The following is a 20,397-nucleotide window of genomic DNA, read 5'->3' as shown; positions in this document are numbered from 1 at the left end:
GAGCTTATCGATTCATCTGTATCAAAAGAGAATGGGGTTACACCTCGATATAAACGCCCATTGCTTTACCGCCAGCTTCAATGCGTTCCATAGCTTCATGGGTACCGAATGTGACTTCAGTAACGAGTACATTCTCACGCAGTACCTCATCAAATGCCTCAATTGCAGCCTGGAGCTCAGGATCAACATCCAGTGTCAGGCGTACTCTCTTCTCAATCGGCAGATCCAATTTTTTACGTGTGTCTTGTACGGAACGTACAACTTCACGTACCCAGCCTTCCTGTTCCAATGCCGTTGTGATTTCGGTGTTGAGTGCTACGGTCAGACCGTACCCCGATGCCGAAGCAAAACCGGATTTGGCTTGTTTCTCCACCAGCAGTTCCTCACTTGTCACCTGCAGCTCTTCTCCTTCCGGAGAAACCACATTCAGCACACCTTCTGTCACTACTTTGCGTGTCTCCTCTGCTGACATGCCTTTGAAGAAGTTCTGCAGGAAACCTACGTTCTTGCCGTATTTTTTCCCCGCTACTTTCAGATTGAGTTTCAATGTGAAATCAACGAATTCGGCATCGTTATGCTCCGTACGGATACCTTTGACATTGATCTCATCCTTGATGATTTCTTCATAGCTCGCCAGATCAAATCCTTTATCAAGCGAAACGATCAACTCGGATAACGGCTGGCGATTCTTGATACCTGTTTCGTTACGCACGTTACGAGCGAGTTCGACCACTCGGCGAGCTGTCTCCATATCCTGTTCCAGATCCAGATCGATCAACGCTTCATTTGCTACCGGGTAATCTTCCATATGGACACTTTCACCTGTAGTCAAGTTCAGATAGATATCTTCCGCAAGCATCGGTGTGAATGGCGCAACCAGCTTGGCTGTAGTTACAAGCACCTCTGTAAGTGTGCGATAAGCATCCAGTTTATCTTCGGTCAAGCCACTTCCCCAGAAACGGTCACGGGAACGACGGATGTACCAGTTGCTCAGCTCATCGACGAAGGCTTCAATCGCTTTGGATGAATTTAGATAGTCATTGACGGACAGTGCCTTTTCCACAACGATGATCAGACTGTTCAGTCTTGACAGGATCCAGCGATCCAGCTTGTGCGCTGAAGGCTTAAACGGATGTTCCTGTGGATCAAAACCATCAATGGTCGCATACAACGTCAGGAATGCATGCGTGTTAACCAATGTATCCACCATTTTGGATTTCGCTTCACCCACAATACCTTTGGAGAAACGTTTGCTGTTCCACGGTGCACTGTCAGACAACAGAGCCCAACGGAACGCATCTGTACCATATTCTTCAATGACTTCCCATGGATCAATAACATTGCCTTTGGATTTGGACATCTTCTGTCCGTTCTCATCCAATACGTGGCCTGTTGCCATAACCGCCTTGTAAGGTGCTTTGCCTGTCAACAGAGTAGATACAGCCAGCAAGCTGTAGAACCAGCCACGTGTTTGGTCAATTCCTTCGCAGATCATATCTGCCGGGTATTGCTGTTCAAACGTTTCTTTATTTTCAAATGGATAGTGCTGCTGGGCAAATGGCATGGAACCACTGTCAAACCAGACATCAATTACTTCCGGAGTACGTTTCATTTCATATTTACCACAGGAGCTGAGTACTTTGACTTCGTCTACGTATGGTTTATGCAGTTCCAGGTTCTCTGGTACATCTCCAACGGCACGTGCACGCAGCTCAGCGATGCTATGCGGAGCGAACTGTTCGCCAGTCTCCTCACATACCCAGATGTTCAGCGGTGTTCCCCAGTAGCGATCACGGCTGATATTCCAATCCACCAGATCCTCCAGGAATTTTCCGAAACGTCCTTCACGAACGTGGCCTGGGTACCATTCCACTTCACTGTTGTTTGCAATCAGTTGATCCTTGATCGCTGTGGTTTGGATAAACCAGCTGTCCATTGCATAGTAGAGAAGCGGTGTATCACAACGCCAGCAGAATGGGTAGCTGTGCTCATACTTCTCTTTGCTGAACAGGCGGCCTTTCTCGGACAGACTTCTCACGATATCAATATCGCAATCCTTAACGAAGCGTCCCGCAAAATCCGTAACCTCTGCCACAAATTTACCTTCAAGGTCTACCATGTTGACAAAACTGATGCCATTCTCGCGACATACGCGGTAATCGTCCTCACCATGTGCCGGTGCCATGTGTACAATCCCTGTACCACTTGCATCCGTTACAAAGCTTGCACCAAGAATCACGTTTGTTTTTTCAGCCTGCACGTAGTTGAATGGAGGATCATACGTTTTACCAACTAAATCAGAGCCTTTCAGTGAACCGATGACTTCATACTCGCCTTTCGAGTCCTTCATGACTTTTTCCACGAGATTGGTTGCCATGATGTACACTTCTTCGCCCTGGCGTACACGGGAGTAATTCATGTCCGGATTAACCGCGAGTGCAACGTGAGAAGGCAGTGTCCAAGGCGTAGTCGTCCAGGCAAGCACATATTCGCCGCTGTCATCCAGCTTAAATTTGGCTGTGGCACTTAGGTCTTTGACATCCTTGTACCCTTGGGCCACTTCATGGGAACTCAGGGTAGTCTGACAAGATGGACAGTACGGACTCACACGATGTCCACGGTAGAGAAGTCCTTTTTCATGAATCGTGGCAAGAATATTCCATACACTCTCAATGTAATTGTTGTCCAGCGTGATGTAAGGGTTATCCATATCCGTCCAGTAAGCAATACCTTCTGTCAGATCACGCCATTGCTGCTCATATTCAAATACGCTCGCTTTACATTCATTGATGAATTTTTCCACGCCGTAATCTTCGATCTCCCACTTATGGGAAATGCCGAGCTTCTTCTGTACACCAAGCTCAACAGGCAATCCATGTGTATCCCAGCCAGCTTTACGAACCACACGGTAACCTTTCATCGTATTGTAACGTCCTACAAAGTCCTTAATAACGCGTCCAAGCACGTGACCGATATGCGGCTTGCCGTTTGCCGTCGGCGGTCCTTCATAAAACACGAAATTCGGTTTGCCTTGACGGTTCTCAATTGATTTCTTAAACGTATTTTCCGTTTTCCACTTGTTTAGCATGCGTAGTTCTCTAGCACGTGCTTTTTCTTTGACATCCACTCTTTGCATCATGATCTTCCTTTCAATAATTGGATTGTGGACCGTCCACAATTCACATTTTTGGACACAAAAAAACCCCATCCCTGGAAAGGGACGAGGTTGTGCTCGCGTTACCACCCTAATTCTGTTCATCACAAACCATATCCAATCACATGGGTATGCTTTGTCATTAACAGCACTTGTGCCCCGCTTCACTACAGCAGGGTGCCGATATAACGTTCGGCTTACGGTTTCGCTTACGCACGGCCATTCATCACCGCTTCAGCGTCACTTCTCCGGGGAGATATTCGGCTATAACCCATCCATTGGCTTGCACCAAACGCCAACTCTCTGAGGGATGAGATCATAACGTACTTGAACCCGTCATGGAATCATTATTCATTATGAATATAGTTATAGCCTCTTTAGAGTCAAAAGTCAACCGGGCAGGCAGACTAATAAATTTCCTTCATTTCCCGTTCACGATCACGGACTTCCTGTTCGCGACTCTCCAGTGCTTCCCATCCATCCTGGGACAGCAGTTCGAGCTGTGCTTCAACAAGCGTACGGAAACGGGCCCGGTAGATCGAAGCCTGCTTTTTCAGTTCTTCCACTTCCAAAGCAATCTTGCGGGATTTCGCCAAGGACTCGTTCACGATCCGGTCAGCATTTTTCTCTGCTTCCTTCACAATGAGCTGTGCTTCCTTCTTCGCATTGTTCTTCACATCGTCGGCTGCTTCCTGCGCTATGATAATCGTTTTGCTGAGCGTCTCTTCAATTGTGGCAAAATGATCCAGTTTCTCCTGAACGGACAGCAACTGATTGCTCAGCTCTTTGTTCTCGCGAATGACGCCTTCGTAATCTTTGATGACTTGATCCAGGAATTCATTGACTTCATCCTCGTCATACCCGCGCAAGCGTCGGGAAAATTCCTTGTTATGTATGTCCAGCGGCGTTAATGGCATGCTGTCCACCTCCTGTTAAAGTTCCTTCCCGTTCCGAGAAGGTTTGCAGCACATGGGTATTACCCAAAGGGTCGTATGCAAGATGTCATATAGCAGCTTGAACGACTTGCACTTGCAGGCGACGTTCTGATTCCAATACAGTTATATCGACTTTGCACTTCAATGTATATCGGAAACAGCGAATGTTTTTTACACCTTTATCTTAAACATTTCGACAAGAAAACGGGTTTTCCTGCAATGCCGCTAAGCAAATTTGCCGATTTTTACACGACAACGTCCCTTTTTGGTCATCCCATCCTGTTCCAGCACCTTAAAACGGCCAAAACCTTGAATGGAGACCACGTCCCCGGCTTTCAGAGCTTTGGACGGATCTTCCTCGACTTTCCAATTTACCCGGCATCGGCCCGCTTTGATGGGAACTAGCACTTTACTGCGACTCAGTCGGTACACATCCGCACAAATTCCGTCCAGACGCAAGGATGCAACAGTGATATCCATCGTCTCCAGTTTGCTCTCCGACCACTTCATCTGATGCAGAGGAAGCAGCTCTGTAAACACATGAACCCGATGTACCTGGTTCAATTGAAGCGATAAAAAAGCGCCGGTCTCCGCTGCCACCACGGTGTGGCATCCGTCATCCAGCACTTGGATATCTCCGATCTTGCCGCGTTTCAGTCCAAGCCCGAGCAAGGCTCCCATGTAGTCCCCGTGCTCCAGCTCTGTAATTTTCTGATCATCTGACGTGATGCTAAGCACCTGCATACCCATATCCTCATCATCGAGATACCGATAATCTGGTGCAATCAGCGCACGTTTGCGTTCAGCTGCCTCGTAGCCTCCGTCCAGACGAATCTGGACGTCATTGCGACGATTGACAAGCGTTTGCAATATAAAGGCCTGTCTTGGGTCAAGAAAGTCCGTTAGCTTCATGTCATGAAGCTTGCCAGCGCGTTCCACCCAATCCGAGGCTTTATCCACGAAGTCACGCTCATCATGGCTAAAATGTTCGTAAATTTCACCACTCATCTATGTTCACCCTACCCTATCAGAAGTAGCTGATGATCGAGAGCAAACCTGATCTCGCCAGTTGAAGAGTAATTAACGCAACGATTGGTGAGATGTCCAGCATGCCGAACAAAGGCGGAATGAAACGTCTGAAAGGACTCAGATAGGGTTCCACCAATTTGGCAAGCCACTCACCAATGACGCTCTCCCGCGCGTTCGGAAGCCACGACATCAATACATATCCAATAATCATGTAGAAATAAATCTCAAACAGGTAAAACACGACGACTTGAAGTTGATACAAAAGCGGCTCACCTCATTCTGTTGTAATCTTGCTCGCTGTCAGCCAGTATTTCCGTAATTGCTCCTTGAATTTCAACGGTATCCGGCGTACAGAGAAAAATGTTGCCGCCAATTTTAGAAATTCCCCCGCCCAGTGCGTAAACTGTGCCACTCAAAAAATCAATGACGCGCAGTGCCTGATCTTGGCGCACCCGCTGCAGGTTCACAACCACTGTACGATGCGAACGAAGGTGATCTGCAATTTCTTGAGCTTCGTCATAGGAACGCGGTTCATAAAGGACAACTTTAACATTTTTCTGGGAATGAATGCTCACAACATTATTCCCCCTTTGGTTTCTACGTTTATCTAGACTGGAGGTTTCAGCTTCCTGTTGTTCGGATTCAGCCTCCTCTTGTGCAGCCAAACGTTCGCGTTCCACAATCTCTTCCTCTTCTTGAAGACCAAGGAAATTCATGAATTTATTCATTACGCCCATCGTGAACCCTCCTCTTTTCCTACGAGAATTGATCCCAGCCGTACCCATGTTGCCCCTTCTTCAATCGCCACTTCAAAATCATTGGACATTCCCATCGATAGCTGAGTCAATGGTTCCGATGTCAGGGCTTGTCCATTCAAATGATCTCTCAGCTCACGCAGTCCACGAAATACGGGACGCGTAAGCTCCGGATCCTCTTCGTGGGGAGCCATGGTCATCAGACCGACGACCTTCAGGTTGCTGAAGCTGCTGATCTCACGCAGAAATGAACTCGCCTGTTCGGGCTGCAGCCCATATTTGCTCTCTTCACCCGATATATTCACCTGCAAAAATGTTTCCACTTGTGTCCCCAGAGCAGCTGCCTTTTTGTCCAGCTCCTTAGCCAGAGACAAACGATCCAGTGAATGTATGTAGCGGAATTTGCCTATGACGTCTTTTACTTTGTTGGTCTGCAAGTGACCGATAAAATGCCATGTTCCTTGCTGACCAAATGCTTCCCACTTGGCTTGTGCATCCTGCCAGCGGTTCTCTCCAATATGCTCAAGGCCACTTTCCAGCACAGCGCCTGTCGTTTCAAGGGAGACGTACTTCGTGACCGCAATCACATTTACGTCTTCGCGCTGGCGGCTACTGCGCTGGCATGCAGCTTCGATCTTCTGATTTACCTGTTGAATTCGCTCCTCCAATGACACAGAGGGTCACCTCTCTTCCAGCCCAATCCAGCTCGCCATTCTTCCGGTCGTTCCATTTTCCTTGCGATACGAGAAAAACAGTTCCGGGTGGCAGCTTGTACACCACGTTGTACATTCGATATGATCCGGCAATATTCCTGCTTTCATCATAATGTGTCGATTACATTCTTTCAAGTTTAACATCGTCTTTCCATTTCCAGACGAATGATATGCTCGGCCCTGCACAGAGTTGTTGTATTCATCATTACCCGGAGCAGATTCAAACCAAACCCGTACATGCTGCATAACTACCTCATCCACTTCATAACAGCAATCCCCAATGGAAGGGCCTATAGCTGTCCGGATATCCTGTGCCCGGCTACCATATTCCCGTTCCATGGTTTCAACCATTGACTGGGCAATGCCGGCAACAGTCCCTTTCCACCCCGCATGAGCAAGCCCCACGGCTTGTTGCACCGGGTCGTAGAAATATAGCGGAACACAATCCGCATAAAAGGAAGTAAGCAGCACACCAGGTACATTGGTGACCAAGCCATCCGTGTCCTGCAGCGCTGACTGTCGATCCATCAGACCTCTGCCTCGATCCTCAGCTTGTATAACAGCCACATGTTTGCCATGGACCTGTTCACCACATGTCCAGGCGCTTACCGAGAAACCAAGCTTTTCGGCCACCAGACGACGATTTGCCAAAACGTCTGAAGGATCATCGCCAACATGATAAGCGCAGTTTAGAGTGGCATAGGGTTCACTGCCCACCCCTCCCTGTCTTGTGGTAAATCCTGCCGTCATTCGGCTGAACTGTTCTCTCCACGGCTCCACATATAATAACAACGGATCTGGGCTTCCATTCACCACTTGATCTTCAGTCCGTTCAAAAAATGGTTTATTCAGAACAAAGGGTTCCATCTTATCACCTCACAGCTTCCAGTGTACCAAATGAGCCACGTTCTGTCTTGATTATATCGTTCGACGCTGGCTTCGGTCCAATCGTTCCAGGCGTTCAACCCGCTCCATACGGCTGCTTTGCTGTTCATCATACATCTTTGCTTCGCGATCTCGCTCATCATAGCTCGTTTCCCTGACTTCATCCAGTTTAACCAAAATAACGTCCGAACCGATCTTAACAATGTTCCTCCAGGGAATAACCAAGTCTGTTCCGCCCCCGAACAATCCCATGAACCGGCTGTAACCGGGTACCACGATGGCCTCAATTCGTCCCTGCTTGAGATCCAGTTCCAGATCACTAATCTGCCCCAGACGCTTGCCATCCGTGATGTTAATGACATCCTTTGTCTGAAAATCGGAGATCTTCATCCCTCTTTGTGCCGACTCACTTGCGTTTACTTTCATCTGTCGCTCGCCCCCCGCCTAGTCCGCTTATACCGTTCAACGCTTCTATACAATATATGTTTTATAGGCGAAAAATGTCCTGTTTTTCGGGGTATCCCTGAAATAAGTATAGCTTGATTCGAAACTAGGCGTTCTCTTTAAAGCCGCTCATTCGATCGCAGTTCTCTCCAGACCTAATCGTATGTTTTTAAAAATAGAAAAAGACGACCAACGGATTTCAACCGTTAGATCGTCCTTGTGAATGAAGTGATGTTACGTCTTCACATGTTTCTGCATCTGCTGTATAGCCGATTTTTCCAGACGGGACACCTGAGCTTGGGAAATTCCAATCTCATCGGCAACTTCCATCTGTGTTTTGCCTTCAAAAAACCGCATGGACAGAATCATTTTCTCCCGCTGTCCGAGACGATGCATGGCCTCGCGCAGTGCAATTTCCTCAATCCACGACACATCCTTGTTTTTATCATCACTGATCTGATCCATCACATAGATTGGATCTCCACCATCATGATAAATGGGTTCGAATAGTGATACCGGATCTTGAATGGCATCCAGTGCAAAAACAACATCTTCCTTGGGCACGTTCAATGCTTCGGAAATTTCGAATATGGTCGGTTCACGAGAATTTTTGTTGGTCAAACTGTCGCGGACCTGAAGCGCCTTATATGCGATGTCCCGTAATGATCGGGATACCCGGATCGGGTTATTGTCACGCAGATAACGACGGATCTCACCGATAATCATCGGTACTGCGTACGTTGAAAATTTGACATTCTGGGATAAATCAAAATTATCAATGGCTTTCATCAGGCCGATACAACCAACCTGGAACAGATCATCGACAAACTCCCCCCGATTGTTAAAGCGCTGAATGACACTGAGTACAAGCCGCAGGTTGCCATTCACTAATTTCTCTCTTGCTGAGCGATCATGGTGCTGCTGTAGGGAATGAAACAATTCCCGCATTTCTGTGTTGGTGAGGACAGGCAATTTTGCGGTGTCCACGCCACAAATCTCGACTTTGTTTCGGGTCATCGTGATTTACCTCCCAAGGAGAAACATTAATGTACATTATCTCCGGGGCAGGCTTTTTTATTCGTCCCTGGCATCCTTGCCATTAATACCCATTATACTAAAAGCACAAGATTAGACCATCTTATTAAACTCCTTTCGGAGTCTTTTAATGATTCTTTTTTCCAGACGAGAGATGTAGGATTGGGAGATTCCAAGCAAATCTGCAACATCTTTTTGTGTCTTTTCCTCCCCGTCGGTCAAGCCAAAGCGAAGCTCCATAATCATCCGCTCACGTTCGGTCAATTTTTCCAGGGCCTTGTGCAGAAGCTTCCGATCTACCTGCTCTTCAATATTTCGATAGATTGTATCGTTCTCGGTACCCAGTACATCCGATAATAATAGCTCGTTTCCGTCCCAATCAATGTTGAGTGGTTCATCAAAAGAAACCTCTGTCCGAATTTTGCTGTTACGCCGCAAATACATCAATATTTCATTTTCAATGCATCGCGAGGCATAGGTCGCCAGCTTGATTTTCTTTTCCGGATCAAACGTATTGACAGCCTTGATGAGCCCAATCGCTCCAATGGAAACCAGATCCTCAATGTTAATGCCTGTGTTTTCGAACTTGCGAGCGATGTACACCACCAGGCGAAGGTTTCGTTCAATCAGCATGGCGCGAATTGCTGCATCCCCTGAAGAGAGCTTTTGCAGCAAAAATTCCTCTTCTTCCCGCGTCAGTGGAGGCGGCAGGGCTTCACTGCCCCCAATATAATAGATCTCCTCACTCTTCAAACCAAGCAGAAATAACAGACGGTAATACTGCAGCTGCGCCACCAGTTTCCATTTCACAAGCATGTACGTTCCTCCTATACCACATTCAGCGGCTTTTCTGTTGCTCCCGCAGAGAGAGCCGTAGACTGCGCAGAGGCAGCGTCTTGCACAAGCTCAGGGTGAATGACCGCGCGGTACTTTCCTTCTGACGACAACACTCCGCCATCCAGCCCGATTAGTACTTTGGTTGTCTCGTAACTCATTTGATCCAATGTCACTCTCACCAGATCAGGCTTGATTGCCAGCATAAATGCCGTCCCCTTGTTGATCCCACGGTAGGGTACCAATCTTAGTCGACCCTGCCAACGAAAATCCTCCTGGTCCAGCTCCATAATGAGGTTGTCCGGTGCTTCTTCCTTCAACCGGCCTTTCCAGGAAGCTGGCAGCATGTCTTGCCACAGTGAAACCTCCATCACCATAACCGGCAGACGGGAAAGAGGGTCCGTGAGTTGATTACCTGTATCGACAAGGCCTGTACAAGAAATAGTTACATCATCGATATAAACCTGCACTTGTCCCAGATAGGTTGTCATAAGGTCTGATTTTCGCTTGGAACTTTGCACGGCTTTGAATAAAAACAGCACTGCAAAGAATACGATAAAAGTAAACCAGAAGGCGATCTTCAGATCAAAAGACATTCCGCCCGAGGCTGTATACCAAATTCCGTTAAACAGCTCGCCCGAACTCTGAAGCATGTAGTGTATACCTAAAATGCCTCCGGCAGCGACGAAGTTAATGACATAGAAGGTACCCAGATTCCTCATAAACACCTGGAGGCCCTTAAAACCAAAAGCGATAAACAACATCACGAGTGACAAACCAAACTTGATCAAAAAGGTAAACATAAAATCAAACTCCGGCACAAACATCATGACGACATAGAGGGCGCCCACAATGGAAGACAGCAGCCATCTCCACCAAACCAGCTTCGTTTTGCGCATCCAGGCTGTAAGTCCGATGAGTGCACCGTCAATACACAGGTTTGTCAAAAAAATAAGATCAACATAAACGACCAACTCTTCACCTGCCTCGTACCAAATATCGGTATAGCGTTGTTCCGATATTCTATGAGCATACACACAAGTATAAGGAGCTTCCTGTTCAAAGTCTGTCTAATCATGGGGGTGTCGTCTCAACTTTTTTTGTCGTAATTCCTCGTGACCCTTGTTCAGAATTTGTTCATTTCTGTTTGATATGCTGTAGGTAGAAAAACAGAAAAACCCGGTTTCTCCATAAGGAGAACCGGGTTTGAAGTTAAATATGAGTGCTGCTTAGTCGTTATTGTTATTGCGTGAGCGATTGCGCAAAAATGTCGGAATATCCAGCTGATCACTGCTCGGCTGGTTTCCGAACGGACGAAGATTAGGCGAGCGATTCTCAGCAGGCTCACTCGTTGGTGTCGGTTTGCGTCCTGGTGGTGGTGAGACAGGCTTGTCTTCAAAACCAGTAGCAATAACCGTAACCTTGATTTCTTCTTTCAGATTTTCATCAATGATGGCACCGAAGATCATGTTCACTTCCGGATCGGATGCAGATGTAACGATCTCGGCTGCTTCATTCACTTCATAAAGTGACAGATTGATGCCACCTGTGATGTTCATGATAACCCCGCGAGCACCTTCAATGGACGTTTCCAGCAATGGGCTCATAATCGCTTTGCGAGCAGCCTCAGCCGCACGATTTTCACCTGTTGCTTCTCCGATTCCCATCAAAGCAGATCCGCGTTCAGTCATAATGGTTTTGACGTCTGCAAAGTCAAGGTTGATCAGACCCGGTACAGCGATCAGATCCGAGATGCCTTGTACCGCTTGACGCAGTACGTTATCTGCTTGACGGAACGCCTCAAGCATCGGCGTCTTTTTATCTACAATTTCAAGCAAGCGGTCATTCGGAATGACAATCAGCGTATCCACTTTTTCCTTGAGAGCTTCAATCCCTTGCTCTGCATGGCTGGAACGTTTGCGTCCTTCGAAGGTGAATGGACGTGTAACCACACCTACGGTAAGCGCACCGCACTCTTTGGCAATCTCAGCGATGACCGGAGCTGCACCTGTACCTGTACCACCGCCCATACCGGCAGTTACAAATACCATGTCCGCACCTTTCAATGTGTTCATGATCAAGTCGCGGGATTCTTCAGCTGCTTTTTTACCTACATCCGGGTTGGCACCTGCGCCAAGACCACGGGTCAGTTTATCACCGATTTGCAATTTATGTTCGGATTTCGCCAGATGCAATGCTTGAGCATCCGTGTTCACCGTTATAAATTCTACACCTTGTACACCATTTTCGATCATACGGTTGACTGCATTGCTTCCGCCGCCGCCTACACCGATGACTTTTATTTGAGCCAAGCTCTCCATCTCGAAATCAAATTCCAACATATTATTCCATCTCCCCCTCAATGTGCATGGATGGCCCGTCCAATTTTTGATTGAACCGAATCAATTTCATATATCGACGAACGAAGGCGTATATATTAATACCAGCGCATTCAGACGGCTTCTAGAAGTATGAAATAGATTCAACCTGTTATATAAATTCGCTGAACATATTTTTCAGCCGTTCGAACAAACCCGGTTTTTGCTCCGATTCCGGAGTCGCACTCGGCTTAACACGGTTGGTCGGTTTCTTGTTGTTATTATTATTGTTGCTGCCACCGCCGCTGCTTACCGATGGACGAATGCGCAAACTGCGAATTACACTGTGCAAAATACCGACACCGCTTGTGTAGCCCGGGTCGCGAACACCGATGTAATCCGGAACGGCAATTCGTACCGATGCAGCAAGCTCATGCTGAGCTACTTGCAGAACACCTGGCATGGAGACGGTCCCTCCCGTTAGTATATAACCTCCGGGAAGCTCCGTGTAACCGAGGCGCTTCACTTCTTGGGAAATCATCTGGAATATTTCCTGAACACGCGGTTCGATAATCGCAGCAAGGTCCTCCTGCGAGAATTCCTTGTCCACATTGCTGCCGATTCGCGTGACTTTGAACATGACGTCAGCCGCAGCATCATCAAGCCATGCGCAGCCATATTTCAGCTTCACCTTTTCGGCTTGATCAGTTAAGGTACGCAGTCCATACGCAATATCGTTGGTAACAAATTCTCCACCGATCGGCAGGGTTGACGTTGCAACAAGACTGTCTTCTTCAAAGACAGCGATGGTTGTTGCACCTGCTCCAATATCAACAAGAACAGATCCCATCGTTTTTTCGTCCTTAGATAAAGCAAGCTGACCTGCTCCAAGTGACATGAGCACCAGATCGCTTACCTTCAGACCCGCTTTTTCCACGCAGCGCAAAAGATTATGTATCGCGGTTTTTGCACCCGTTATGATTGTTGCCTCAACTTCCAGTCGAACTCCAATCATTCCCCGGGGATCCTGTATGCCCTCCAAGCCGTCTACAACGTACTGCTTGGCGACAACATCAATAATTTCCCGTTCCGGCGGAACCGCAATCACCTCGGCTGCTTTCAACACCCGTTCCATGTCTTCTTCTCCGATTTCACGATCCTCGTTAGACACTGCCACGACGCCGTGACTGCTCATCAGTCCGATATGATTTCCTGAGATTCCAACATACACTTCGGATATTTGAATACCTACCATACGTTCAGCATGATCCACTGCATTGCGGATCGACTGCACCGTCTGATCGATATCTACGATTACACCTTTGCGAATTCCCTCCGAGTCGGCAGATCCAACTCCAATAATATTAAAGGTTCCATTATTAATTTCCCCAATAATAGCGCGAATTTTGGATGTACCGATGTCCAAACTAACAATGATGTCATTGTTGCTCAAGTCTGTGGCACCTCCTGACTCCAATAGTAAAATACGTTCGGGTTTAAACACTCTTAAAACATATTCAACACACGTTAGGCTTTCCCTCTTTTTTCTACAATTTTTTTGGGTGCCAAGATCTGGTTGCGAGACATAAAACCTTGAAGAAAAAAGAAGGAGACAACTTATGTGCCATAAGTTCAAGTGTATCATTTTTTCTCCGTCTCAGAAAGAGCAACTTTCACGGATGAAACAGGGTCAAACCCCGACCCTGCTTGGACTTTTCATTAACTGCCATACATGATTAGCAAGAGGATCAGGGCGTTGCACCTGGCTCTTCACCATCTTCAGGGTCATCCGCGATAAAAGGCACGTACGTGTCTGCCTCAAGCATCGTGATTTTCCCTGGCCGCTCCGTCTCAATAACCTGATTCAGGTACTCCACCTTATCCGGCAGCTTGGAGATCGTGGTAATCACTTCAAACTGTGATTTGGTATACAGCCGGATCTGATCCGGAAACGAAGGCGTAGGGTTAGGAATAATCTCCGATATATCCGTTGTCAATTCGTTTGGAATTTTGGCAAGCGTCTCACTCAATTGTTCTTTGAGCGGATCGTCTGCTTTCCACTGAGTCAGAATGGGCTTCTCCACAGCAACTCCGATATTGGCCGGAACATTCAAGCTTGTCCCACTGGCCAGGATCGCCTGGAGTGTACCATCCGCACCCAGTTCGTAAGCAACGGTTGGATACTCCTGAACCTTGATATGAACTATCCCCGGAAACTGTTTATCTACTGTCACATTTGCTACCGCTTTGAACGTCTTCAAACGCTCAATGACCTCAGCGGAGCTTGTCCCAAAAAACTGATCGCCTTCCTTCAAACCACTTTTCTCCAGCAGTTCGGAAGTTGTCGTGTATACATTACCCGTAATCTCAACGCTCGAAATCCGGCTCATGGAAGAGCGGAAGAACAGCACGGCAAGCAATACAATAAAAAGAAGTAACAGAATAAGAACAAGTTTACGGCTTGTGTTTCCTTTAGGCCGATTCTTCTTCAGAACCGGAATTTGACTTTTAGGCATAGGTCGCGCTCCACAAAGCCTTCGGCCCCCTCCCACAGCATTCTGAAGAAGGGGACTCAAAGGACGTTAATTGGCAAAATCCAGCTGTTTCGAAACGGGGGACTGTCGCTCAACCGAAGCTCCAAGGCTCTGGAACAACTTCTCGATGCGGTCGTACCCTCTGTCAATATGATGCACTTGCTCAACAATCGTTTTCCCCTGGGCAGCAAGGCCAGCAATAACCAGAGCTGCACCTGCACGCAGGTCGGTTGCTTCAACTGTAGCTCCGTACAAACGCGGGACTCCACGGATAAAGGCTGCATTCAGATCGACCGAAATATCTGCACCCATGACGTTAAGTTCATCCACGTGCTTGAAACGTCCCTCAAATACCGTCTCCTTCATTACACTGAACCCATCAGCCAAACTGAGCAAGACCATGATTTGCGACTGAAGGTCAGTCGGAAACGAAGGGTACGGTGATGTTACAATGCGATCCACGGATTTGGGACGGCTCATACAGCTCACCGTCATTATATCATTGCAGACCGTGATTTGAACACCAGTGCGCTTCAACACATGTATAAGGGAAGTAAGGTGTGCCGGGTTGCAGTGTGTCAGGGTAACATTACCTCTTGTCGCTGCTGCTGCAATCATGACGGTACCGGCCACGATCCGATCAGGTATGATCTCATAGGAACAAGGCTTCAGTTTCTCCACACCGTTAATCGTAATTGTATCGGTGCCGGCTCCAATTATACTTGCACCCATCGCGTTGAGAAAATGCTGCAAGTCCTGAATCTCAGGTTCTCTGGCTGCATTGAATATCGTTGTTGTGCCCTCAGCCGTAACGGCTGCCATCATGATATTTTCCGTGGCACCCACACTTGGGAAGTCCAGATGAATATCCGTTCCAACCAGCTTACGGCCCCTACAGATAATCTGTTGATCAAGCTCTTCAATTGATGCTCCGAGCGCTTCCAGGCCCCGGAGGTGAAGATCAATCTTGCGTTCTCCGATGGCACAACCACCTGGCTGGTATACGGATACTTGCCCAAACTTAGCCAGCAATGGCCCCATCAAGAAAATGGAAGAGCGCATCTGTTTCATCAGATCCTCAGGCACATCATATGACCGGATAGACGATGTATCAATCGTCACTGTTCCCTGTTCATGCCGACACGTGCATCCAAGCCGTTCCAGGATATACAGCATTACTTCAATGTCCAGCAAGTGTGGAACGTTGTGCAGTGTGACTTCTCCATCTGCCAACAAACTTGCAGCCATGATTGGTAAAGCGGCATTTTTTGCTCCATGGATGCGTATGGATCCTGAGAGGGGTTTCCCGCCTTCAATCACCAATTTGTCCAATGTATCACCTCCGGGGTTTACCGCTCACCCACTGGAAAGACTTCCGGTACCAGGTTATACCGTTTTGAGATGATATAGTTGCTATGAATTTGCTGCATAAGGGTGATAACGTCCTCTGCTGTAGCTTGACTGGACTGACAATCAAATTGGCATGCAAGATGGATACCTGTAGGCCTCCCGTGTTTACCCTTTGGCTCTGCTGTTTGAAACAGCCGGGCCTCTCGGTCACTGGGCGGATTTCGGAATACGCTGCCTGCGTACGCATATGAAGTGGCAAAACGTCTATGATTTTGGGCAAGCACAATCACCTTCCGAAACGACTTTGCGCTCATTATGCCGAACTGAATATACAGCTTCTGGCACAACACCTCTCCATTAATGCAGCACAGAGTGGCAATACGCAAATTCCCTGTCCTCCTTGCTGTAACGTACCCATTCGCCTGTCTCCAGCACAATCTCAGCGGATTGAAATATACGTGACACATCCGATCCACAAGCACCAGCGTTGAATGTACACAACTTCTGCCCGCAGGGCCCACTTCTTTTGGTACTAACCACAATCACCTTTAATAGTATGGAATGCTTCTGCCGTTACGCATAAATCATGCTGCTCAACATCCATGGAAGTATCCCCTGCTATACGACAAAAACCGTGATGCGGCGCCTTGGAACGATTGTCACAATTTATACGGTATCTTATGTCAGTCCTGCCTTGTGTGTGACAATCGCCCAGAACACACTTTACCTGCGTACAGCAAGCCTTTGAATCTCCTTCACCAGCACCTCGGCTGCATCCGGCTTGCCAAGTTCCCGAGAAGCAGCGGCCATGCGTTTGCGGGCCGCTTCATCATTCATGATGCGGGCAATGGCCTCATATAACGCTTTTCCCGACAGATCCTTCTCCAGCATCGTGACTGAAGCTCCGCCACCTTCCAGTGTACGCGCATTCGCTTCCTGATGATTATTCGTCACGTTAGGTGACGGTATCAAAATGGACGGAATGCCAAGCGATGTAATTTCGGCCAGGAATGACGCTCCTGCACGATTCACAATCAATGAGGTACAAGCGAGAACCTCAGGCATATTATGCACATAAGGAAGCACATGCAAGTGGTTTGGCATCGTTCCAAGTGAACTGCGTATCGCTTCACGTGTTTCGTCAAAATAGGATTCACCCGTAACATAAACGACGTGTACATCGTCCAGCTTCTCCAGCATGGGAGCCATGTCCACCATCGCTTTATTGATGGCCTTTGCCCCGCGGCTGCCTCCAACAACCAGCACAACCCGGCTGTCCATGGGCACGCCCAGTGTGGCAAATCCTCGATCACGGCTGGCCTTGGCAACCGTGGTTGCCCTCGGATTACCCGTGTACACTACTCTTTTGGCTCCAGAGAAGGCCTTCTCGGAACCTTCGAAGCTAACTGCAACGGTATCCACATAACGAGTAAGGAACTTGTTGGTTAAGCCAGGGATCGCATTTTGTTCATGAATGACACTTGGAATCCCCAGTTTGGCAGCTGCATAAACCACAGGTCCACATACATAGCCGCCTGTCCCGATCACCACATCAGGTTTGAATTCCTTCAGCATTTTCTTCGATTTTCGGACGCCCTGAATAAAACGCAAAACGGTCTTCAGATTGTCCACGGACAACTTCCGTCGAAACCCTGTAATATCAATGGATTGAAAAGGAATGTTCTCCTGTGGCACTAACTTGCTCTCCAGTCCACGGGTTCCTCCAATATATAAAAATGTCGAGTCGGGATTCTCCGCCTCACATTGTCTTGCTATGGCAACGGCCGGATAGATATGTCCACCGGTACCGCCGCCGCTTAGTACGACTCGCATCGCATAGTCACCTCGCATAACGTGATAAGTTTAACAGTATCCCTAGTGCTGTCAGCATCAAGGTCAGAGATGATCCGCCATAACTGATCAGCGGTAGGGTTATTCCGGTAACGGGCATGAGCCCGATGACTACGCCGATATTGATAATGACTTGTACAGCCACCATGCCGATAATGCCTACAGCCAGCAAACTGCCAAAAGCATCCGGCACTGTCATCGCTACTCGCATACCTCTCCAGACCAGTACCAGGAACAGTAGAAGTACAATAAGTCCGCCAATAAACCCGAGCTCTTCAGCCAATATGGAAAAAATGAAATCCGTTTGCGGTTCGGGCACATAACTGTATTTTTGCCGGCTCATCCCAAGTCCAAGGCCTGCCAGTCCCCCCGGTCCGATTGCATATAACGATTGGATGATTTGATAGCCTGCACCAAGCGGATCAGACCATGGGTCAAGAAAAGCCGTTATTCGTTTCAACCGATAAGGAGCCGCCGCAATCAATGCGGCAAACCCAGCAACGCCGCCAAGGGCAAGCAGCAGCAAATGTTTCATTCTTGCGCCTGCCGTAAAAATAATCAGCATGGATGCCCCCATCATGACTGTGCCTGTCCCCAAATCGGGCTGCAGCATAATAATGCCGAAGGCGAGACCTATCAATCCAAGCGGGGGCAACAATCCGGTTGTGAATGTTTTAATTTTCCCCGGTTCCTTGCTCAGCCAGTGGGCCAAAAACAAAATCATGCCCAGCTTCATGAATTCAGAGGGCTGAATACCAAACGATCCAATGCCAAGCCAGCTTCGTGCTCCGCCGCGGACCACGCCGATCCCGGGAATTAACACCGCAATCAGCATAATAAAACAGGCGATCAATATCGGTTTAGCATATTTCCGCCAGACCCGGTAATCCACATTGGCTGTGACAAACATGGCAGCCAGTCCGAGTCCAGCAAATAACAACTGTCTTTTGACAAAATAAAATGAATCGCCATAGTCATGAAAAGCAAGCACCGAGCCCGCACTATAGACCATAATAATGCCGATGGCAAGCAATGCCACAATACAAATCAGGAGCCAGATATCCGGCGCCGGTCGCGTCTGTTTCATCAGGAGGCCACCCCTTGCATGGAAGTAGGGGCTTTTCCACCCCCCTACTTACAAGTTATGCGCCGCCTCTTTAAAAATGCGTCCCCGCTCCTCATAAGAAGCAAACATGTCCCAACTTGCACACGCCGGTGAGAGCAAGACTATATCACCAGGCGCTGCAAGCCGCGACGCTTCCTGTACTGCAGCGGTTAACGTCTGGGCAGCATCATCCTCATTATCGACGACCTTAATTTGCTTTAATCCCGCCAGTTCCGCGACCTTGGCGATTTTCTCACGTGTTTCGCCGAGAGCCACAACCGCTTTTACCCGTTCCTGGAATAAGGGGAGCAGCTCCATCATGTCTGAACCCCGATCCAGTCCTCCGGCGATCAGCACGACCGGATCCTTGAAGGAGTTCAACGCCATGACGGTTGCCTTCGAATTGGTAGCCTTGGAATTGTTGTAGTACTTGGCGCCATTGTGCTCCAGCACATACTCCAAACGGTGTTCAACCCCTTTGAATTCGGACAGGGGTTCCTCAAGCACAGCGGGATCGGCACCTGCCGCTACTGCAATGGCTACCGCAGCCAGCGCATTCCCAACATTAAATTGTCCTGGTATTCCAATGTTTTCAACGTCTATAACGATGTGATGGTTTCCTTGACCGTCGGCATATACCACCTGGCGTCTCACATCATCCTCTTCTCCATCCACGTAAGGAGGATCGACGTATACGCCCGCTTCCAGCTTCTCAGTCATGGAGAACGGAAGCAGCCTGCTTTTAATATAAGGAACCAATTCCCGGCATACGGGATCATCCCAGTTCAGCACGGCTACGTCATCCGCAAGCTGATTGGCAAAGATCTTAGCTTTGGAAGCGATATAGTCATCCATATCCCCGTGATAATCCAGATGCGTTTCTGTTACATTAAGCAGACTTGCAATCCGTGGACGGAAATGGACAGTTCCCTTAAGCTGGAAACTACTGAGTTCAACGACCATCCAGTTATCGGCCGTAGCTTGTTCTGCCGCCTCGCTGAGCGGTGTACCGATATTGCCGGCCACAATCGGGTTCAAGCCTGCATGCTCCAGCATGTTGCCAACCCATGTGGTTGTTGTTGTTTTCCCGTTGGAACCTGTAATCCCAATCATCGGTGCTGCACAGAGGTGATAAGCCACTTCCACTTCCGTTACAACCTCAATTCCAAGGGAAAGAGCCTGCTGTACTGGTGGCGCCTGATAAGGGATGCCCGGGTTTTTAACCACAAGCTTCACACCCTCATGAATCAGATCATCGGGATGGCCCCCGCATACAACAGAAATTCCCAAAGCCTCCAATTCGGATGCTTCGGGACACTGTTCCCTCTCTTTTTTATCATTCACTGTGACTTTCGCTCCCGCACGGTCCAGCACCTTGGCAACTTGCACGCCACTCTTTGCCAGTCCGAGCACAACAACCTGTTGACCGCGATATGATTCAGGATGGTTCATGAT

General features: G+C 48.2%; 19 protein-coding genes and 1 other annotated feature. All 19 genes read right to left on the bottom strand.

Translation table 11 applies throughout. The annotated features are described in order from the left end of the window. Positions 1-37: 37 nt before the first annotated feature. Positions 38-3,136 carry an isoleucine--tRNA ligase gene (gene ileS / locus AC3WQ3_RS03560; RefSeq protein WP_492471469.1) on the bottom strand — a complete coding sequence of 1,033 codons (3,099 nt, stop codon included), beginning with the start codon at positions 3,134-3,136 and terminating at the stop codon, positions 38-40. A 77-nt stretch (positions 3,137-3,213) separates the two neighbouring features. Beyond that, positions 3,214-3,503: a binding site (T-box leader), on the bottom strand. A 58-nt stretch (positions 3,504-3,561) separates the two neighbouring features. Then, entirely contained in the window at positions 3,562-4,071 is a 510-nt protein-coding gene (locus AC3WQ3_RS03555) for a DivIVA domain-containing protein (RefSeq protein WP_056696170.1), read from the bottom strand. Between the two features lie 243 nt (positions 4,072-4,314). Further along, positions 4,315-5,097, bottom strand: a complete 783-nt coding sequence (locus tag AC3WQ3_RS03550; protein ID WP_095359449.1) for a YlmH family RNA-binding protein — start codon at positions 5,095-5,097, stop codon at positions 4,315-4,317. 19 nt (positions 5,098-5,116) lie between these two features. Continuing rightward, the gene (locus AC3WQ3_RS03545; RefSeq protein WP_227779725.1) at positions 5,117-5,380 is read right to left on the bottom strand and encodes a YggT family protein; all 264 of its coding nucleotides are present in this window, start codon (positions 5,378-5,380) and stop codon (positions 5,117-5,119) included. A gap of 7 nt (positions 5,381-5,387) precedes the next feature. Continuing rightward, positions 5,388-5,855 carry a cell division protein SepF gene (locus tag AC3WQ3_RS03540; RefSeq protein WP_095289991.1) on the bottom strand — a complete coding sequence of 156 codons (468 nt, stop codon included), beginning with the start codon at positions 5,853-5,855 and terminating at the stop codon, positions 5,388-5,390. Continuing rightward, positions 5,846-6,547: a YggS family pyridoxal phosphate-dependent enzyme gene (locus tag AC3WQ3_RS03535; RefSeq protein WP_127537789.1), complete on the bottom strand. Its 702-nt coding sequence runs from the start codon at positions 6,545-6,547 to the stop codon at positions 5,846-5,848. The genes AC3WQ3_RS03540 and AC3WQ3_RS03535 overlap by 10 nt, the downstream gene beginning before the upstream one ends. 6 nt (positions 6,548-6,553) lie before the next feature. Then, complete coding sequence (pgeF, locus tag AC3WQ3_RS03530) at positions 6,554-7,453, bottom strand: peptidoglycan editing factor PgeF (RefSeq protein WP_492471468.1); 900 nt, start codon at positions 7,451-7,453, stop codon at positions 6,554-6,556. Between the two features lie 51 nt (positions 7,454-7,504). Next, entirely contained in the window at positions 7,505-7,897 is a 393-nt protein-coding gene (locus AC3WQ3_RS03525; RefSeq protein WP_127537787.1) for a YlmC/YmxH family sporulation protein, read from the bottom strand. Between the two features lie 252 nt (positions 7,898-8,149). Then, entirely contained in the window at positions 8,150-8,932 is a 783-nt protein-coding gene (sigG, locus tag AC3WQ3_RS03520) for an RNA polymerase sporulation sigma factor SigG (RefSeq protein WP_095289985.1), read from the bottom strand. Between the two features lie 111 nt (positions 8,933-9,043). Beyond that, positions 9,044-9,766 (bottom strand): RNA polymerase sporulation sigma factor SigE, encoded by a 723-nt coding sequence (gene sigE, locus AC3WQ3_RS03515; protein ID WP_095289983.1) that lies wholly within the window; start codon positions 9,764-9,766, stop codon positions 9,044-9,046. 11 nt (positions 9,767-9,777) lie between these two features. Then, entirely contained in the window at positions 9,778-10,758 is a 981-nt protein-coding gene (gene spoIIGA / locus AC3WQ3_RS03510) for a sigma-E processing peptidase SpoIIGA (RefSeq protein ID WP_336780831.1), read from the bottom strand. Between the two features lie 255 nt (positions 10,759-11,013). Next, a complete protein-coding gene (gene ftsZ / locus AC3WQ3_RS03505; RefSeq protein WP_095359452.1) occupies positions 11,014-12,126 on the bottom strand; it encodes a cell division protein FtsZ in 1,113 nt (370 codons plus the stop codon). Between the two features lie 148 nt (positions 12,127-12,274). Continuing rightward, a complete protein-coding gene (gene ftsA, locus AC3WQ3_RS03500; protein ID WP_336780574.1) occupies positions 12,275-13,555 on the bottom strand; it encodes a cell division protein FtsA in 1,281 nt (426 codons plus the stop codon). A 295-nt stretch (positions 13,556-13,850) separates the two neighbouring features. Beyond that, entirely contained in the window at positions 13,851-14,618 is a 768-nt protein-coding gene (locus AC3WQ3_RS03495; RefSeq protein WP_492471467.1) for a cell division protein FtsQ/DivIB, read from the bottom strand. A 66-nt stretch (positions 14,619-14,684) separates the two neighbouring features. After that, positions 14,685-15,968: a UDP-N-acetylglucosamine 1-carboxyvinyltransferase gene (murA, locus tag AC3WQ3_RS03490; protein WP_336780573.1), complete on the bottom strand. Its 1,284-nt coding sequence runs from the start codon at positions 15,966-15,968 to the stop codon at positions 14,685-14,687. A gap of 17 nt (positions 15,969-15,985) precedes the next feature. Continuing rightward, positions 15,986-16,372: a hypothetical protein gene (locus tag AC3WQ3_RS03485; protein ID WP_492471466.1), complete on the bottom strand. Its 387-nt coding sequence runs from the start codon at positions 16,370-16,372 to the stop codon at positions 15,986-15,988. A gap of 337 nt (positions 16,373-16,709) precedes the next feature. After that, a complete protein-coding gene (gene murG / locus AC3WQ3_RS03480; RefSeq protein WP_492471465.1) occupies positions 16,710-17,819 on the bottom strand; it encodes an undecaprenyldiphospho-muramoylpentapeptide beta-N-acetylglucosaminyltransferase in 1,110 nt (369 codons plus the stop codon). A gap of 7 nt (positions 17,820-17,826) precedes the next feature. Next, the gene (spoVE, locus tag AC3WQ3_RS03475) at positions 17,827-18,924 is read right to left on the bottom strand and encodes a stage V sporulation protein E (RefSeq protein ID WP_154895154.1); all 1,098 of its coding nucleotides are present in this window, start codon (positions 18,922-18,924) and stop codon (positions 17,827-17,829) included. Between the two features lie 48 nt (positions 18,925-18,972). Next, on the bottom strand, positions 18,973-20,394 hold the full coding sequence (gene murD, locus AC3WQ3_RS03470) for a UDP-N-acetylmuramoyl-L-alanine--D-glutamate ligase (RefSeq protein ID WP_492471464.1): 1,422 nt from the start codon (positions 20,392-20,394) through the stop codon (positions 18,973-18,975). Between the last annotated feature and the right edge of the window lie 3 nt (positions 20,395-20,397).

The sequence above is a fragment of the Paenibacillus sp. FW104-T2 genome (assembly GCF_058789975.1).
This window is presented reverse-complemented; position numbering and strand designations above follow the sequence as displayed.